Here is a 15,814-nt window from a genome sequence, read left to right on the forward strand (position 1 = left end):
GACCTCGATGGCTATCAGCGCCAACAGGCTGGAACTCTTGCAGATCGCCGATGCGGTCGCGCGCGAGAAGGTGATCGACAAGCAGATCGTGCTCGACGCCATGGCGGATGCCATCGCCAAGGCAGCCCGGTCCCGCTACGGCGCCGAAACCGACATCCACGCCGAGATCAACCCGAAGACCGGCGAGCTGCGCCTAGCCCGGCATCTACTCGTCGTCGACGACGGCGCGGTGGAAAACGACTCCCGCGAGATCACCCTCGCCGAAGCCCGGACCCGCCACAATCCGGCCGCCCAGGTGGGCGACGTGATCGCCGACACCCTGCCGCCGTTCGATTTCGGCCGCATTGCGGCCCAGTCGGCCAAGCAGGTGATCGTGCAGAAGGTGCGCGACGCCGAGCGCGACCGCCAGTACCAGGAATACAAGGATCGCATCGGGGAGGTCGTGAACGGCGCAGTCAAGCGCGTCGAGTACGGCAACGTGATCGTCGATCTCGGCCGTGGTGAAGCCATCATCCGCCGCGACGAGCTCATTCCGCGCGAGACCTTCCGTCCCGGCGACCGCATCCGCGCCTATCTGTTCGATGTGCGCCGCGAGGCGCGCGGACCGCAGATCTTCCTGTCGCGCACTCACCCGCAGTTCATGGCGAAGCTCTTCGCCTCCGAAGTGCCCGAGATCTATGACGGCATCGTCTCTGTGCAGGCGGTCGCCCGCGATCCGGGCTCCCGCGCCAAGATTGCCGTGACCTCACGCGATTCCTCCATCGATCCCGTCGGCGCCTGCGTCGGCATGCGCGGCTCCCGCGTCCAGGCGGTGGTCGGCGAGTTGCAAGGTGAGAAGATCGACATCATTCCCTGGTCCCCGGATCAGGCGACCTTCATCGTCAACGCACTCCAGCCCGCGGAAGTGGTCAAGGTGGTGCTCGACGAGGAGGCCGACCGCATCGAGGTGGTGGTGCCCGACGATCAGCTCTCGCTCGCCATCGGCCGCCGCGGCCAGAATGTGCGTCTGGCCTCGCAGCTCACGGGCTGGGACATCGACATCCTCACCGAGGCCGAAGAGTCCGAGCGCCGCCAGAAGGAGTTCCTCGAGCGCACCGAACTGTTCATGAACGCCCTCGACGTGGACGAGGTGGTGGGCCAGCTCCTGGCCTCGGAAGGCTTCCGCTCCGTCGAGGAGATCGCCTATGTGGACGCCGCCGAGGTGGCCTCCATCGAGGGCTTTGACGAGGACACCGCCGCCGAGATCCAGAGCCGCGCTCAGGAATATCTGGCCCGGATCGAGGCCGAGAACGAGACCCGCCGCAAGGAGTTGGGCGTCGCCGACGATCTGAAGGAGATCGACGGCGTCACCACCGCCATGCTCGTGGCCTTCGGCGAGAACGACATCAAGAATGTCGAGGATCTGGCCGGCTGCGCCACCGACGATCTCGCCGGCTGGACGGAAGGCCGCGGCGCCGAGGCGACCCGCTACAAGGGCGCTCTCGACGGCTTCGATGTCTCCCGTGCCGATGCGGAGAACATGATCATGGCCGCCCGCGTGAAAGCGGGCTGGATCGAGCAGCCGGAAGAGACCGTTGAGACTGAGGAATCGGCCGAAGAGGCCGAAACCGAAGCTCAGCCGTCTTAATCCGGCAATGGCAAAGCGAGGTCAGCACCTGTGCCGCGGCACGAACCGGAGCGCACCTGCATCGTCACCCGCGAGGCTCAAGGCCCCGCGGGACTGATCCGCTTTGTCCTCGGGCCCGACCATCAGGTCGTTCCCGATCTCAGACACAAGCTGCCGGGTCGCGGCGTCTGGGTCACGGCCCGGTCCGATCTGGTGGAAGAAGCGGCCAAACGTCGCCTCTTCTCCCGTGCCTTCAAAACCGAAGCCAAGGCCCCGGAGACCCTGGCCCAGGATATAGAACGCATTCTCCGGGACGATCTTCGCCAGGGTTTGGCCCTCGCCAACAAGGCGGGCGCGGTGATCACCGGCTTCTTCAAGGTTGAGTCGGCAATCACGGATAAGCCCATCGTTGCCCTTATTCATGCCGCAGAAGCGGCCGAAGATGGGCGAAGAAAATTAGCGAACCAGTTGCGAAAACGCCTCGGCGAGGCAATATCTAGCTTTCCGGTCATCCAAGAATTGTCGAATGACGAATTGGATTTGGCATTAGGCCGGTCACATGTGATACATGCTGCCCTCGTCGCGGGCGCTGGGAGCGACGGCTTTCTGAACCGCTGGCATCGTTACCGCTCCTTTCGCGGCATCGACGCCGATCAAACTGGCCTCGGAAACGGGACCGGCGAACCCACGACTATGAAACCCGCAGGAACTGAGGCGGAATGAGTGATACGAAAAACCAGGGCGACAAGACTCTCCATGTGTCGTCCAAGACGCTTTCTCTGAAGCGACCCGTCGAACAGGGCGTGGTGCGCCAAAGCTTCTCCCATGGCCGGTCCAAGTCGGTCGTGGTGGAGACGGTCAAGCGTCGCCCTGCTGTCGGCCCCGGCAGCGGGACCAAAGATGAAAGGCCCGCGCCCCAACAGGCTGCGGCACCCGTGAGTGCGCCCAAGCCGGCCGCTCCGGCTCCGAAACCGGCAGCGCCTGCTCAGGGCGGCCGTCCGCAGCGCAGCGCCCCGAACACCCCCCGTTCCGGCGGCATGGTGCTGCAGACCCTATCCGAGCAGGAACGTGATGCGCGCATGAACGCGCTCGTCGACGCGCGTCGCCGCGACGAGGAAGATCGCAAGCGGCAGGCTGAAGAGGTTGCCCGCCGCGCCGAGCGCGAGGCGGCCGAAGCCAAGGAGCGCGAGGCGGCCGAAGCCCGCAAGCGCGAGGAAGACGAGCGCCGCCGCCTCGACGAGGAGCGCAAGCGCCGCGCCGAGGACGAGGCCCGACGCCGCCTGGGCGAAGAGGCCCCGCGCCAGTCTTCCGCACCGGCTCCCGCCAGTCGTGGGCCCGGTTCCGACCGGCCCCGCACCGAGGGTCCCCGTCCTGCCGGCCGTTTCGATGGCCCGCGCACGGGCGGAGCTCGCTCGGACGGTCCCCGGCCGGGCGGTTACGGCGGTCCGCGCAGCGGTGGTGGCACCACCGGCGGACGTCCGCCGAGCCTGAACCACATGGCGCGCCCTGCCGCGCCGGTCGCGCCCGATCCGGAAACGGCCAAACCCAATGTCCGCACGGCTCCGCCCGTTGCCGCCCGCGCTGTTGCGGCGGATGACGAGGAGGGAGCACGCACCATCCGGCGCCCCGGCGTTGCGGCCAAGCCCGCGGCTCTGCCGAAAACACCCAAGACCGCGCCCGGCGAGGAGAAGCGCCGCGGCCGCCTGACCTTGGCCAATGCGACCTCGGGCGAAGAGGAGCGCACCCGCTCGCTCGCCGCCTTCCGGCGCCGCAATCAGCGTCTCATGGGCCACCGCCAGGTGGAACAGAAGGAAAAGATCGCCCGCGAGGTGACGATTCCGGAGACGATCACCATCCAGGAGCTCGCCAACCGCATGTCGGAGCGCGCCGTGGACGTGATCAAGTTCCTGATGAAGCAGGGCGAGATGCACAAGATCACCGACGTGATCGATGCCGATACCGCCCAGCTCGTCGCAGAGGAGCTGGGCCATACGGTGAAACGCGTCGCGGAATCGGACGTCGAGGAAGGCCTGTTCGATACTCCGGACGTGGACGAGAACCTCGTCACCCGTCCGCCGGTCGTGACCATCATGGGCCACGTCGACCACGGCAAGACCTCGCTGCTCGATGCGATCCGCAAGACCAACGTGGTCTCCGGCGAAGCCGGCGGCATTACGCAGCATATCGGCGCCTATCAGGTCACCTCGCCGCTCGGCGGCAAGATCACCTTCATCGATACGCCCGGTCACGCGGCCTTCACCGCCATGCGCGCCCGCGGCGCCAAGGTGACGGATATCGTCGTGCTAGTGGTGGCGGCCGATGACGGCGTCATGCCGCAGACCATCGAGGCGATCAACCACGCGCAGGCGGCCGGCGTGCCGCTGATCGTAGCGATCAACAAGGTGGACAAGCCTGACGCCAACCCGCAGCGGGTCCGCACGGAACTGCTTCAGCACTCCATCGTCGTCGAGTCGATGGGCGGCGAAACCCTCGAGTTCGAGGTCTCGGCCAAGACCGGCCAGGGCCTCGAGACCCTGCTCGAAGGCCTCCAGCTCCAGGCCGAAATCCTAGAGCTCAGGGCCAATGCCGAGCGGTCGGCGGAAGGCACCGTCATCGAGGCGAAGCTCGATCGCGGCCGTGGTCCGGTGGCGACAGTGCTCGTTCAGCGCGGCACGCTCCACACCGGCGATATCGTGGTGGCCGGCGCCGAATGGGGCCGCGTGCGCGCTCTGATCAACGATCTCGGCGCTAACGTGAAGGAGGCAGGTCCCTCCGTCCCCGTCGAGGTTCTGGGCTTCAACGGCACGCCCGAGGCCGGCGACCGCGTTGCGGTGGTCGAGTCGGAAGCCCGTGCCCGCGAGGTTACCGAGTACCGGACTCGCCAGAAGCGCGAGCGTCAGGCGGCCCGCATGGGTTCGGCCGGACGCACGCTGGCCGACATGATGCGCGATCTCAAGGCCGGAGCGGGCCGCAAGGAATTCCCGCTCGTGGTCCGGGCCGACGTGCAGGGCTCGGCGGAAGCGATCGTGGGTGCTCTCGAGAAGGTGGGCAACGAGGAAGTTGCGGCCCGCATCGTCCAGGCGGGCGTCGGTGGCATCTCGGAATCCGATGTCACCCTGGCGGAAGCCTCCGGCGCCATCATCCTCGCCTTCAACGTGCGCGCTCACAAGGAAGCACGCGAAGCGGCCGAGCGTGCCGGTATCGAGATCCGCTACTACAACATCATCTACGACCTCGTGGATGACGTGAAGGCGGCGATGTCCGGTCTGCTCGCTCCGACGCTCCGCGAGGAGCGGCTCGGCGAGGCGCAGATCCTCGAGGTGTTCAACGTGTCGAAGGTCGGCAAGATCGCCGGCTGCCGCGTCCTCGATGGCGTGGTCCAGCGCGGCGCCCATGTCCGCCTGATCCGCGACAACGTGGTGATCCACGAAGGCAGGCTCTCGCAGCTCAAGCGCTTCAAGGACGATGCCCGCGAGGTCACGTCCGGCCAGGAATGCGGTATGTCCTTCGAGAACTACCAGGACATGCGCGTCGGCGACCTCATCGAGTGCTACCGCGTGGAAGAGGTGAAGCGGACGCTGTAAAAAGCTTCCATCTTCATCCCACAACCGCACATCAATCGTCATGGCCGGGTCGCTCCCGGCCATGATCCCTTTTGATCGATCCGGTCCAATCCCGGAGAAGTAAAAATGGCCAAACGTTTCGAACAAACCACGGGACCCTCCCAGCGCCAGCAGCGCGTTGCCGAGCTTATCCGCCACGCGCTCGCCGAGGTCCTCTCTCGCGGCGACCTGCAGGACGACGTGCTGACGAGAAACGTCATCACGATCCCGGAAGTGCGCATGTCCCCCGACCTGAAGCTCGCCACGGCTTACGTCATGCCGCTCGGCGGCCGCGACGAGGAGGCGGTGCTCAAGGCCCTCGACAAGAACAAGAAGCTGCTGCGCCAGGAGGTGGCCCGGCGGGTGAACCTGAAATTTGCGCCCGATCTGCGCTTTCGCCGCGACGAGAGCTTCGACGAGGCCGCCCGCATCGATGCGCTGCTGCGCTCCGAGCGCGTCGCCCGCGACACGGTCAAGCCTGACGCCGACACATCCGACGACGACAGCGAGTAAGAAGCGATGAGCGAAGAACGCCCGCAGCGGAGGCCGCCCGGCGACCGCCCGAAGAAGCGCGACGTCAACGGATGGATCATCCTCGACAAGGGTGTTGGCATGACCTCGACCCACGCGGTGGCGGTGGTGAAACGCGGCCTGTCCGCCAAGAAGGCGGGCCATGCCGGCACCCTCGATCCGCTGGCCTCCGGCATCCTGCCGATTGCCCTCGGTGAGGCGACCAAGACAGTGCCCTTCGTCATGGACGGGCGCAAATCCTACGTCTTCACCGTAGCCTGGGGCTCCGAGACCACCACCGACGATACCGAGGGCGACGTGGTCGAGCGGACGGACTGGCTGCCGGATCCGGCGGAGATCGAGGCATTCCTGCCCCGCTTCACCGGCCAGGTGCAGCAGGTGCCGCCGCGCTTTTCCGCCATCAAGATCGCGGGTGAACGCGCCTATGATCTCGCCCGCGACGGCGAAGTGGTGGAACTGCAGCCGCGCATGGTGGAGATCGACCGGCTGGCCCTGATCCACCACGCAGGCGACCGCTCGATCATCGAGGCCGATTGCGGCAAGGGCACTTACGTGCGCGCCATCGCGCGCGATCTCGGCCGTGCGCTGGGCTGCCTCGGCCATATCGCGGCCCTGCGGCGCACGCGCGTCGGCCCTTTCACCGAACACGATGCCGTCACCGTGGACGATATCGCCACCGACCCGGCGGCGCTTCGCCCGGTTGAAACCGCCCTGAGCGAAATTCCCTCGATTCCCGTGAGCCGCGACATGGCCGGCCGCCTGATGCGCGGCCAGTCCATCATCCTGCGCGGCCGCGAGGCGCCGCTGTCAGGAAAAGTCTATGCCACCTGCAACGGCGTCCTCATCGCCGTGGGGGACGTGGAGCGCGGCGAGCTTGTGCCGCATCGGGTGTTCAACCTGGGCGGTTGAAGCCGCACAATCGTGCTCTCCGGCCTAAAGCATCGGACCCAAAAGTGGATTTGCACTTTTGGGACCCATCCGATGCTTTCTCCATAAAATGAGAGCATCGTTGTGCGCGGAAAAACCGGGTCCACTTTTCCGCACGATGCTCTAGCGCACGGAAAAATGGATCCGATTGTTCATTCCACCCGGGGCTCTCGTATCGATGATCCAGATCCGACGAGCGCCGTGCTCCTCTGAACAGGGATGGCCGGAACAAGCCCGGCCATGACGTCGCAAAAAGAACGCGAAACTTACCGATCCGCCTTTAGACCCTGTGCTTCGCGCATCAGGTACTTCTGGGTGATCGGCACGATCTGGTCCCGAATCAGCTGCGCGGTTTTCTGCTCCTCGCGCAGGGTCTCCTCGAGCGCCGGGATGAATCGCTGATGGCCCGAGGCCTCGGCCATGGCGATCAGGGACGTGTAGGCGGCAATCTCGAAATTCTCGAAGGCATGGTTGGCGAAGGTGTTCTTGATCACCTCGTCAGCCATCGGCATGTGGCCGGCGGCTGCCATGTTGGCCATGAACTGGGTGGCTATGTCCTTCAGGAGCGACCGGTCCTCGCCGAAAGTGTGCAGGATCTCGTCGAGGCGGCGGATCTGCCCTTCCGTCTCGGCGATGTGCGTGCGCAGGATCTGCGACATTTCCGGATAGTTCTCGAAACGCTCCACCTGACGCTGCATGAGCTGGAGCGCTTCCTTCTCGAGCGCATGGGCATTCTGAACGCCGGTGATGAAGATGTTTTTGACGGTTTCCGAAGACGCGAGATCGGCTGTGGTGGCAACCATGGTTTGAACTTCCTATATTGGGGGTGTCTCGTTCACCAACCGTGGCGCTGATAACTTGTTCCGGCTGAGATCGGCTCAATCGGGCCATCTTATTGCTCTGCTTGGGAAAAATGATTTCTCTGGCACTTGGGCGCATTTCGTGTATGGTGCGCCATCTTTTCTGAGGCTTATGCCCTGAAAGACGCGTCCGAGTTCGGACCGCGCTGGACGACATCCCGGCCCGGCCCTTCCGGATGCCCCGGACCTGAAGCCTGAAGGCCAAGGTCCCTCAACAAAACCAACCTGAAAGGAATGACGATGTCGATTACGGCTGAGCGCAAGAACGCGCTCGTAAAGGAATTCGCCCAGAAGGCTGGCGACACAGGCTCCCCCGAGGTGCAGGTCGCCATTCTGACCGAGCGTATCAACAACCTGACCGGCCACTTCAAGAGCCACACGAAGGACAACCACTCCCGTCGTGGCCTCCTGAAGATGGTGTCGGCACGCCGTTCGCTTCTCGACTATCTCAAGAAGAAGGACGAGAGCCGCTACCGCACGCTGATCGAGAAGCTCGGCATCCGCCGCTAAGCTTGATCTGAAAACTTCCGTCCGGAGCCCGGCTCCGGACGGTCTCCGGGCATGGTCCGAAAAAGCGAGTTCCGGTTTTTCGGCCAGATCATGCCCAAACACGAATGGAGCGGACGCTCGGACAAGGTCCGGGCACCTCGCTCCGGCACCGGTTAAGACGATCCACGTCCCGGTGTTTTCTAAGGAGGCGGCAGACACGATGACCATGGCAGGATCGCAAGGGGCTTGTGAGGCGGTTTCACCCGCCGGCGCGAGCCTCTCGCCGTCTTGCTCATGGCATCGAGCCCCCGCCCCGCTGTCATGAAAGACATGCCATGTTCGATATTCAACGCGAAGAACTGATCTGGGCCGGGCGCAAGCTCGTGCTCGAAACGGGCAAGATGGCCCGTCAGGCCGACGGCGCCGTCGTCGCCACCTACGGTGAGACCACCGTTCTTGCCACCGTGGTTTCGGCCAAGGAGCCGAAGCCGGGCTTCGACTTCTTCCCGCTCACGGTGAACTACCAGGAGCGCACCTATGCCGCCGGCCGCATTCCGGGCGGCTATTTCAAGCGCGAAGGCCGTCCGACCGAGAAGGAAACCCTGGTTTCCCGCCTCATCGACCGTCCGATCCGCCCCCTCTTCGTCGAGGGCTACAAGAACGACACCCAGGTCGTCGTGACCGTGCTCTCGCACGATCTCGAGAACGATCCCGACATCGTCGGCATGGTGGCGGCTTCCGCCGCTCTCACCCTCTCGGGCGTCCCCTTCATGGGTCCTGTGGGCGCGGCCCGCGTCGGCTATATCGGCGGCCAGTACAAGCTGAACCCGCCGCTGCAGGAGATGGACCAGACCTCCCTCGACCTCGTGGTCGCCGGCACCGCCGACGCCGTGCTCATGGTCGAATCCGAGGCGAAGGAATTGGCCGAGGATGTGATGCTCGGCGCCGTGATGTTCGGCCACAAGCACTTCCAGCCGGTGATCGAGGCGATCATCCGCCTCGCCGAAAAGGCCGCCAAGGAGCCGCGCGACTACCAGCCCGCGGACATGTCCGAGGTCGAGCAGGCCGTTCTCGCCATCGCCGAGAAGGACCTGCGCGAAGCCTACAGAATCACCAAGAAGCAGGACCGCTATGCCGCCGTCGACGCCGTGAAGGCGAAGGTGATGGCCGAGTTGCTTCCCGCCGACGGCGAGCCCAGGTTCGATCCCGAGAAAGTCAAGGCTGCCTTCAAGGAAGTCCAGGCCAAGGTCGTGCGCTGGAACATTCTCGACACCGGCTCCCGCATCGACGGCCGCGATCTCAAGACCGTTCGTCAGATCCAGTCGGAAGTCGGCATCCTGCCGCGCACCCACGGCTCGGCCGTGTTCACCCGCGGCGAGACCCAGGCGCTGGTCGTGACCACGCTCGGCACCGGCGAGGACGAGCAGTTCATCGATCAGCTCGAAGGCACCCGCAAGGAAACCTTCCTGCTGCACTACAACTTCCCGCCCTATTCCGTCGGTGAGACCGGCCGCATGGGCTCGCCCGGCCGCCGCGAGATCGGCCACGGCAAGCTCGCCTGGCGCGCCATCCACCCGATGCTGCCGGCGGCTCACGACTTCCCCTACACGATCCGCGTCGTGTCGGAGATCACCGAGTCGAACGGCTCCTCCTCCATGGCCTCCGTCTGCGGCGCCTCGCTGGCGCTGATGGATGCAGGCGTGCCGCTGCGCCGTCCGGTGGCGGGCATTGCCATGGGTCTCATCCTCGAGGGTGAGCGCTTCGCGGTCCTGTCCGACATTCTCGGCGACGAGGATCACCTCGGCGACATGGACTTCAAGGTGGCCGGAACGGAGCAGGGCATCACCTCGCTCCAGATGGACATCAAGATCGCCGGCATCACGGAAGAGATCATGCGCGTGGCGCTCGAGCAGGCTCAGGCCGGCCGCACGCACATCCTCGCCGAGATGAACAAGGCGCTCACCGCTCCGCGCGCCGAACTCGGCGAGCATGCTCCGCGCATCGAGACCATGCAGATCCCGGTCGACAAGATCCGCGAAGTCATCGGTTCGGGCGGCAAGGTCATCCGCGAGATCGTGGAGAAGACCGGCGCGAAGATCGACATCAACGACGACGGTCTCATCAAGATCGCCTCGGCCGACGGCAAGTCGATCAAAGCAGCCTATAACTGGATCCGCTCCATTGTGGCCGAGCCCGAGATCAACACGATCTACGAGGGCACGGTCGTGAAGGTGATGGAATTCGGCGCCTTCGTGAACTTCTTCGGTTCCCGCGACGGCCTCGTCCACATCTCCGAGCTCGCCAAGAACCGGGTCGGCAAGGTCACCGATGTGGTGAAAGAGGGCGACAAGGTGAAGGTGAAGTTCCTCGGCATGGACGAGCGCGGCAAGGTCCGCCTCTCCATGAAGGTCGTCAACCAGGACACTGGCGAAGACATCACCGAGCAGCTCAAGGCCGAGCGCGACGCCGAACGCGCCCAGCGCGATCAGCAGAAGGCTGCCGGCGAGTAAGGTTTCAGCCTGATTGAGAACAGAAAAGGCGCGGTTTTGAACCGCGCCTTTTCTTTGCCCGCTGGAAGAATCTTACTTCAGCGGGAGATAGATATCCGTCCGTAGCTCCGTCGGTAGCGTATCGCGCGGGCTGTTGAGATAATCCTCGAAGACCGGGGCATCGGCGGCCTCGCGGCCGGACGACGGCAGCCACTGACCATAGAGCCAGTCATAGGCCGCGCGCATGTCGCCATAGGGACCTTTGTATTTCAGCACCGCATAATCTCCGCCCTCGATAAGCGAGCTGAAAAGGGGTGCTTTGACAGCTATGGATTCATCCGCGACGACACAGGCCTGCGATCTCAATTCGGCTTCGGGAACACTCATCGGATCGTCGAGATACACGCCCACTATGCCCAGGTCCGGTCGGATCAGGTTGCGTCGCGCGAGCGTCGTGAAGAGCAGATCGAAGCTCCTGCCGATGGCCATATAGGAACCGCGGTGCTCGACGGCGATCAGGGTCTTGGGTGCAACGGGCGTGATGCCGACATCGTACATGGCATGAACTCCTTGTGGCGTTTTTGCTTTGAAGACGGAATGGCTGCCGACCTCGCGATACTTCGCGGGTGGCAAGCCGAAGGCGGCGCTGAAGGCGCGGGTGAACGAGGCCTGGCTGTCGTAGCCGGCCCGCCCTGCCACTTTCATGATCGGCATGCTGGTATGGGCCAGATCGGCGGCGCGCTGCAGCCTCAGACGCCGGACAGTGGCGGCAACCGTTTCCCCGAAATGAGCATGATAGATCCGATGCCAGTGATGCGTTGAAAGGCACGCGATATCGGCCAGCACATCGAGGTTGAGTTCCTCATCGAGATGATCGTGGATATAGGATGAGACCCGCATGAGGCGGCCGGCATAGCTCTCCGAAGCCGCTTGTTCCATCGTGCGGCAATCCGTCTTCAAGGTCGTTGGTCCAACCTTAAGCGGAACGCTTTTGATAAATCCTGCTCTTTTCGTCAGGGGGCGAGGCTCTCCGCCTCCGGGATGATCCAGCTTCCCAAGGGCGCAGCCCGCCCCCTGATCTGGATGATCTGGCAGTCGCGGTCGGAGAGGTCGAGGCCGGCGCGGGTGGCGAGGTCCTCGGAGATGACGAGTTCGACGTTGAGCTCCTTGGCGAGCCCTTCGAGGCGGCTTGCGGCATTGATGGTGTCGCCCACGGCAGTCAGGCTCGTGGCCTGGCCGTAGCCCATCTGCCCGACGATGGCCGGACCGGCATGAAGCCCCATGGCGATTTTCAACGGGTGCTCGAACTCGCTCTCGTATTCCCGGTTCAGATGCACGAGCGCCGCCTTGATCCGCAGCGCCGCATCGAGCGCCTGCTTCGCCGCCTGCTGCGGCGAGGTCTTGAGCCCGAAGAGGGCCAGCACGCCGTCGCCGATGAACTTGTCGATATAGCCTCCCGCCTCCTCGACAGATTCGCCCACCGCCTCGAAATACCGGTTGAGGATGAAGACCGTGTCGAAGGGCAGGCGCTGCTCAGCAAGGCTCGTGAAGCCGCGCAGGTCGCAGAACAGCACGGCGATCTCATGCTCCTGCCCCTGGGCCCTGCCGCCGCGCACCAGCGAGGTCACGCCGTTGCGTCCGGTGGACAGGATCGGCACCACCGAGACGTCGTGAGTCGGCCTGAACTGGCAGGCGAGCCGCACATGGGGGCCGGCCTTGATGCGCGCGAGCGTGCCCCGCTCCTGGGCGGAGGGCGGCGGTTGCCTCTGATGGCCTTCGAGCACCCGCACCCGGCAGGTAGAGCAACGGCCGCGCCCGCCGCAGACCGAGATATGCGGGATGCCAGCGATGCGGCTTGCCTCCAGCACGCTGAAGCCCTGCGGCACGGTCGCAACCTGATCGTTCGGGTAAAAGACGCGCACCCGCCGCGACCACAGCCATCCGCTGCGGACGAAGCGGGCGGCGATCGTGGCCGCGAGCAGTCCCCCGAAGAAGGCATAGAGGCCCGGCGCGACCATCGGCAGGATGTCGGACGCGGGAGGGTCCGGAATTTGGGTCAGCTGCTCGGGCGCTTCCGCGATTTCCCGCCCCGCCTCCGCAAAGCCGAGCAATGCGAGAACCGGGACGAGAATGGCGCCCGTGTAGAGAAGCAGCGCGAGCTGCGGGAACCAGGGTTTCGGGCGTAGCCAGAAGTAGATCCCGAAGCATCCATGCAGCCAGGCGATGATCAGGGTGATCGCCTGACGGGCCCCGGCTTCGGGACTGAGGATCCAGAGATTGCGGACCACTTCAGGATAGCCTGAATCGTGCCCCGTCACGGCCCATTCGATCCGGGTGCCGACCACGTGGGCGATGATCAGGAACGGCAAGCTCACCCCTAAAGCCAGCTGCGCCGCCTCGCGAACAGGCATGCGCAGGGTCCGCCGCCGGTAGAGCGCCAGCATGGCCAGCAGGAAATGTGTGAGAACCGAGCCGTAGAGAAGCACCGTGGCGACAGGATTGCGCCACAGGCGGTTGAACCAGGAGCGTCCGGTTTCCATGGCCTCGATCGAGACGAGGCCGAGGGCATGATTGGAAAAATGGGTGAGCAGAAAGGCTGCTAGCACCAGTCCCGTCACCAGACGGATCTCGCGCGTCCGGATCGTGATCTCGGAGGCGGGTGCTTCAGGTGTTACTTTGCCTTGCAGGCTCTTCATACACGTCTTTCACTTCGGTTTCGCCGTCACACGCATTCCGGCTTGCCTGCTGCTATGCAGTTGCACCAAGGTGCGGATTGTCAAATCACGATCCCTGCACCGGCTCGAATCCTATGTCTCATATCATTTCCAGCATCACGGAACTTGAAGCCCTTTACGGCGAGATCAGCAAAGGCTCGCTCCTGAAGGAGACGGATCGGGTCGTGCCCGAATACCGGGCCTTCATCGAGGCCGCGCCGTTCGTGGCGCTGGCGACGCGGGGGCCGGAGGGACTCGACTGCTCGCCCCGCGGCGATGGGCCGGGCTTCGTGCGGGTGCAGGACGAGAAAACCCTGCTGCTGCCGGACCGTCGCGGCAACAACCGCATCGATTCCCTGCGCAACATCGTGCGCGATCCGAGCGCGGCCCTGCTGTTCCTGATTCCGGGCATCGGCGAGACCCTGCGCGTCAATGGGCGTGCGGTGATCTCGGTCGAACCGTCCCTGCTCGAAAGCTTCGCCATCGACGGCAAGGCGCCGAAATCGGTCATCGCGATCACGGTCGAGACCGTCTTTTTTCAGTGTGCCCGCGCCATCCTGCGCTCGGAGCTGTGGAATCCGAAGAAGCATGTGGCGCGCGGCTCTTTGCCGAGCCCCGGCCAGATCCTCGCGGCCTTGTCGAACGACCAGGTCGGCGGCGAGGCCTATGACAGGGAGTTGCCGGAGAGGCAGCGTATGACCCTCTACTGAAGCCGACGCTCTTGACCTGAAGTCCCCTGCCCCCGAAAAGGCAGATCTCACCTGTTCTGGAAAACGCACAAGGACATTCCATGACGATCCAACGCATCAAGCCCGGCCCCCGCATGAGCGGCGCCGTCGTTCACGGCAATACCGTCTATCTCGCCGGCCAGGTCGCCAGCCAGAGCGCCGGGCAGAGCGTCACCGAGCAGACGAAGGAAATCCTCGCGATCATCGACAGCCTGCTGACTGAAGCCGGCACCGACAAGTCGAAGATCCTGATGGCCAATATCTGGCTCACCGACATGAGCACGTTCCAGGAGATGAACGCGGTGTGGGACGCCTGGGTCTCGGCCGGCAACGCGCCTGCCCGCGCCACCGTCGAGGCGAAGCTCGCGGCTCCGGCCTTCAAGGTCGAGATCGCCGTCATCGCGGCGAAGTAAGATCGCGAGAACGCAAGGTTCCAAAAAGAAGCGGGCCCAGGGGCCCGCTTCGTTCATTCAAGCGTCGATTCCATTACGGGCAGGGATGGCGCCGGCCATCGTAGCCGAGATAGGTGCCCGAAGCCGGGTCGTAGGACTTGAAGCGCTGGGCGCAGTAGGCGTTGCCGCCATAGGCTGGAGCGGCCTGCGACTGGGCGATGGCGCCGCCGATGATGGCGCCGGTGGCAAGACCGATCGCACCCGCTGCAGCGGCCGAGCCATAATCGCGCCGGTAGTAGCGCGGTCCATAGTAGCCATAACGTGAACCATAATAGCGGCGCGGACCGCCATAGCCGTAGCGATTGCCGCGGTAACGCCCGCGATCCACGTACCGGGCACCTCCGCCGCGGTAATGGCGGCGATACTGAACGTAATCGGACTGAACCTCGCCCTTCTTCAGGGCCGCAACGAGTTCATTCACCGGCGCCGTCTGCGCCTCGGCGGCAGAGGCCGGAGCGGCAAGGCCAAGGGTACCGAGGGCTGCCGTGGCGATGGCAGCCATGACAAACTTACGCATGAGCTAACTCCTTCAATCGTGGGGGGCGAACGCGGGAAACCCGCGGGTCGTTCCGCTTTTGAAGAATTTCGCTCTACCTCTCGCGGGAACGTGAGGATTGATGATCCTGCGCCACACTGTCAGTCTTCAAGGAAGCCGCCCGCCTGCCCTCCACCCGCCCCTGCCCTGTCGGGCAGAGATCGAGTACCGCGCAACGCTCACACGCGGGGCTCTTGAAGAAGCAGCAGCGCTGGCCGTGCAGCATCATGACCTCATGGTGGTCATAGACCTGTTGTGCGTCCCACTCCTCGGGCAGCAGGGCGGCGAGCGCCGCGTGGGACGGCCCAACCGCTGTCGATTGTGGAATGAGGCCGGTGCGCTGCGCGACCCGATGATGATGGCTGTCGACGGGAAGAGCCGCCTTGCGCAGCATCGAGAACGACAGCACCGCCGCGCTGGTCTTCGGCCCGATTCCCGGAATGCTCTCGAGCCACGCCCTCGCCTCCGCGACCGGCATGGCATCGAGAAAATCGAGCGAGAGGCTGCCATGCCGCTCCTCGATAGCGTGCAGCACCGCTTGCAGGCGTGGTGCCTTCTGCTCCGGCCAGGTCACGCCCTGGATCGCCTCCTCGACGTCCTCCGTCGGCGCGTTCATCATCGCGCACCAATCGGCATAGCGGGCCTTGAGCGCCTTGAAGGCGCGGCCCGAATCCGCGTTGCGGGTGCGATGGGACAGCAGCGACGAGATCAGCTCGCTCAACGGATCGAGGGCATGGAAATAGGGAATCGGGCAGCCATAGACCTCGCAGAGGCGCTGGTGGATGATCAGCGCCTTCGCTTTCAGATCCTGCAGGTCCGGATTCATCCCGGTGCAAGTCGCGAATCGGGAAAGTGGTTCCACATTCCCGTCATCACCGGCC

Annotated in this window: 14 protein-coding genes; 9 read left to right on the forward strand and 5 right to left on the reverse strand. The window is 64.6% G+C overall.

Annotation, left to right across the window (positions count from 1 at the left end; genetic code table 11):
- The first annotated feature begins 7 nt into the window (after positions 1-7).
- From nusA to truB, 5 genes are all read left to right on the forward strand, one after another.
- Positions 8-1,627, forward strand: coding sequence for a transcription termination factor NusA (gene nusA, locus KHP60_RS13255; RefSeq protein ID WP_213564764.1), 1,620 nt, complete (start codon positions 8-10; stop codon positions 1,625-1,627).
- A gap of 30 nt (positions 1,628-1,657) precedes the next feature.
- Complete coding sequence (locus KHP60_RS13260; RefSeq protein WP_213564766.1) at positions 1,658-2,329, forward strand: RNA-binding protein; 672 nt, start codon at positions 1,658-1,660, stop codon at positions 2,327-2,329.
- A complete protein-coding gene (gene infB, locus KHP60_RS13265) occupies positions 2,326-5,190 on the forward strand; it encodes a translation initiation factor IF-2 (RefSeq protein WP_213564767.1) in 2,865 nt (954 codons plus the stop codon). The genes KHP60_RS13260 and infB overlap by 4 nt, the downstream gene beginning before the upstream one ends.
- A gap of 105 nt (positions 5,191-5,295) precedes the next feature.
- Entirely contained in the window at positions 5,296-5,721 is a 426-nt protein-coding gene (gene rbfA, locus KHP60_RS13270; RefSeq protein ID WP_213564768.1) for a 30S ribosome-binding factor RbfA, read from the forward strand.
- Between the two features lie 6 nt (positions 5,722-5,727).
- Positions 5,728-6,648 (forward strand): tRNA pseudouridine(55) synthase TruB, encoded by a 921-nt coding sequence (gene truB / locus KHP60_RS13275; protein WP_213564769.1) that lies wholly within the window; start codon positions 5,728-5,730, stop codon positions 6,646-6,648.
- A gap of 284 nt (positions 6,649-6,932) precedes the next feature.
- On the opposite strand, the gene KHP60_RS13280 is transcribed toward truB, so the two are convergent.
- Positions 6,933-7,469, reverse strand: coding sequence for a ferritin-like domain-containing protein (locus KHP60_RS13280; RefSeq protein ID WP_213564770.1), 537 nt, complete (start codon positions 7,467-7,469; stop codon positions 6,933-6,935).
- Between the two features lie 297 nt (positions 7,470-7,766).
- On the opposite strand from KHP60_RS13280, the gene rpsO reads away from it, so the two are divergent.
- On the forward strand, positions 7,767-8,036 hold the full coding sequence (rpsO, locus tag KHP60_RS13285; RefSeq protein WP_173948757.1) for a 30S ribosomal protein S15: 270 nt from the start codon (positions 7,767-7,769) through the stop codon (positions 8,034-8,036).
- 314 nt (positions 8,037-8,350) lie between these two features.
- The gene (gene pnp, locus KHP60_RS13290) at positions 8,351-10,525 is read left to right on the forward strand and encodes a polyribonucleotide nucleotidyltransferase (protein ID WP_213564771.1); all 2,175 of its coding nucleotides are present in this window, start codon (positions 8,351-8,353) and stop codon (positions 10,523-10,525) included.
- Between the two features lie 72 nt (positions 10,526-10,597).
- On the opposite strand, the gene KHP60_RS13295 is transcribed toward pnp, so the two are convergent.
- Both KHP60_RS13295 and KHP60_RS13300 read right to left on the reverse strand, forming a co-directional pair.
- Positions 10,598-11,443, reverse strand: a complete 846-nt coding sequence (locus KHP60_RS13295; protein WP_213564773.1) for a GyrI-like domain-containing protein — start codon at positions 11,441-11,443, stop codon at positions 10,598-10,600.
- A 74-nt stretch (positions 11,444-11,517) separates the two neighbouring features.
- The gene (locus tag KHP60_RS13300; protein ID WP_213564775.1) at positions 11,518-13,200 is read right to left on the reverse strand and encodes an adenylate/guanylate cyclase domain-containing protein; all 1,683 of its coding nucleotides are present in this window, start codon (positions 13,198-13,200) and stop codon (positions 11,518-11,520) included.
- A gap of 113 nt (positions 13,201-13,313) precedes the next feature.
- Between KHP60_RS13300 and KHP60_RS13305 the strand changes: the two genes are divergently transcribed.
- Entirely contained in the window at positions 13,314-13,928 is a 615-nt protein-coding gene (locus tag KHP60_RS13305; RefSeq protein WP_213564776.1) for a pyridoxamine 5'-phosphate oxidase family protein, read from the forward strand.
- 80 nt (positions 13,929-14,008) lie between these two features.
- The gene (locus KHP60_RS13310; RefSeq protein WP_213564777.1) at positions 14,009-14,359 is read left to right on the forward strand and encodes a RidA family protein; all 351 of its coding nucleotides are present in this window, start codon (positions 14,009-14,011) and stop codon (positions 14,357-14,359) included.
- Positions 14,360-14,432: 73 nt separating this feature from the next.
- On the opposite strand, the gene KHP60_RS13315 is transcribed toward KHP60_RS13310, so the two are convergent.
- Positions 14,433-14,915 carry a BA14K family protein gene (locus KHP60_RS13315; RefSeq protein WP_249688753.1) on the reverse strand — a complete coding sequence of 161 codons (483 nt, stop codon included), beginning with the start codon at positions 14,913-14,915 and terminating at the stop codon, positions 14,433-14,435.
- Positions 14,916-14,988: 73 nt separating this feature from the next.
- Complete coding sequence (gene nth, locus KHP60_RS13320; RefSeq protein ID WP_213564778.1) at positions 14,989-15,759, reverse strand: endonuclease III; 771 nt, start codon at positions 15,757-15,759, stop codon at positions 14,989-14,991.
- Positions 15,760-15,814: the final 55 nt, after the last annotated feature.

The sequence above is a fragment of the Microvirga sp. 3-52 genome, assembly GCF_018383585.1.
Taxonomy (GTDB): domain Bacteria; phylum Pseudomonadota; class Alphaproteobacteria; order Rhizobiales; family Beijerinckiaceae; genus Microvirga.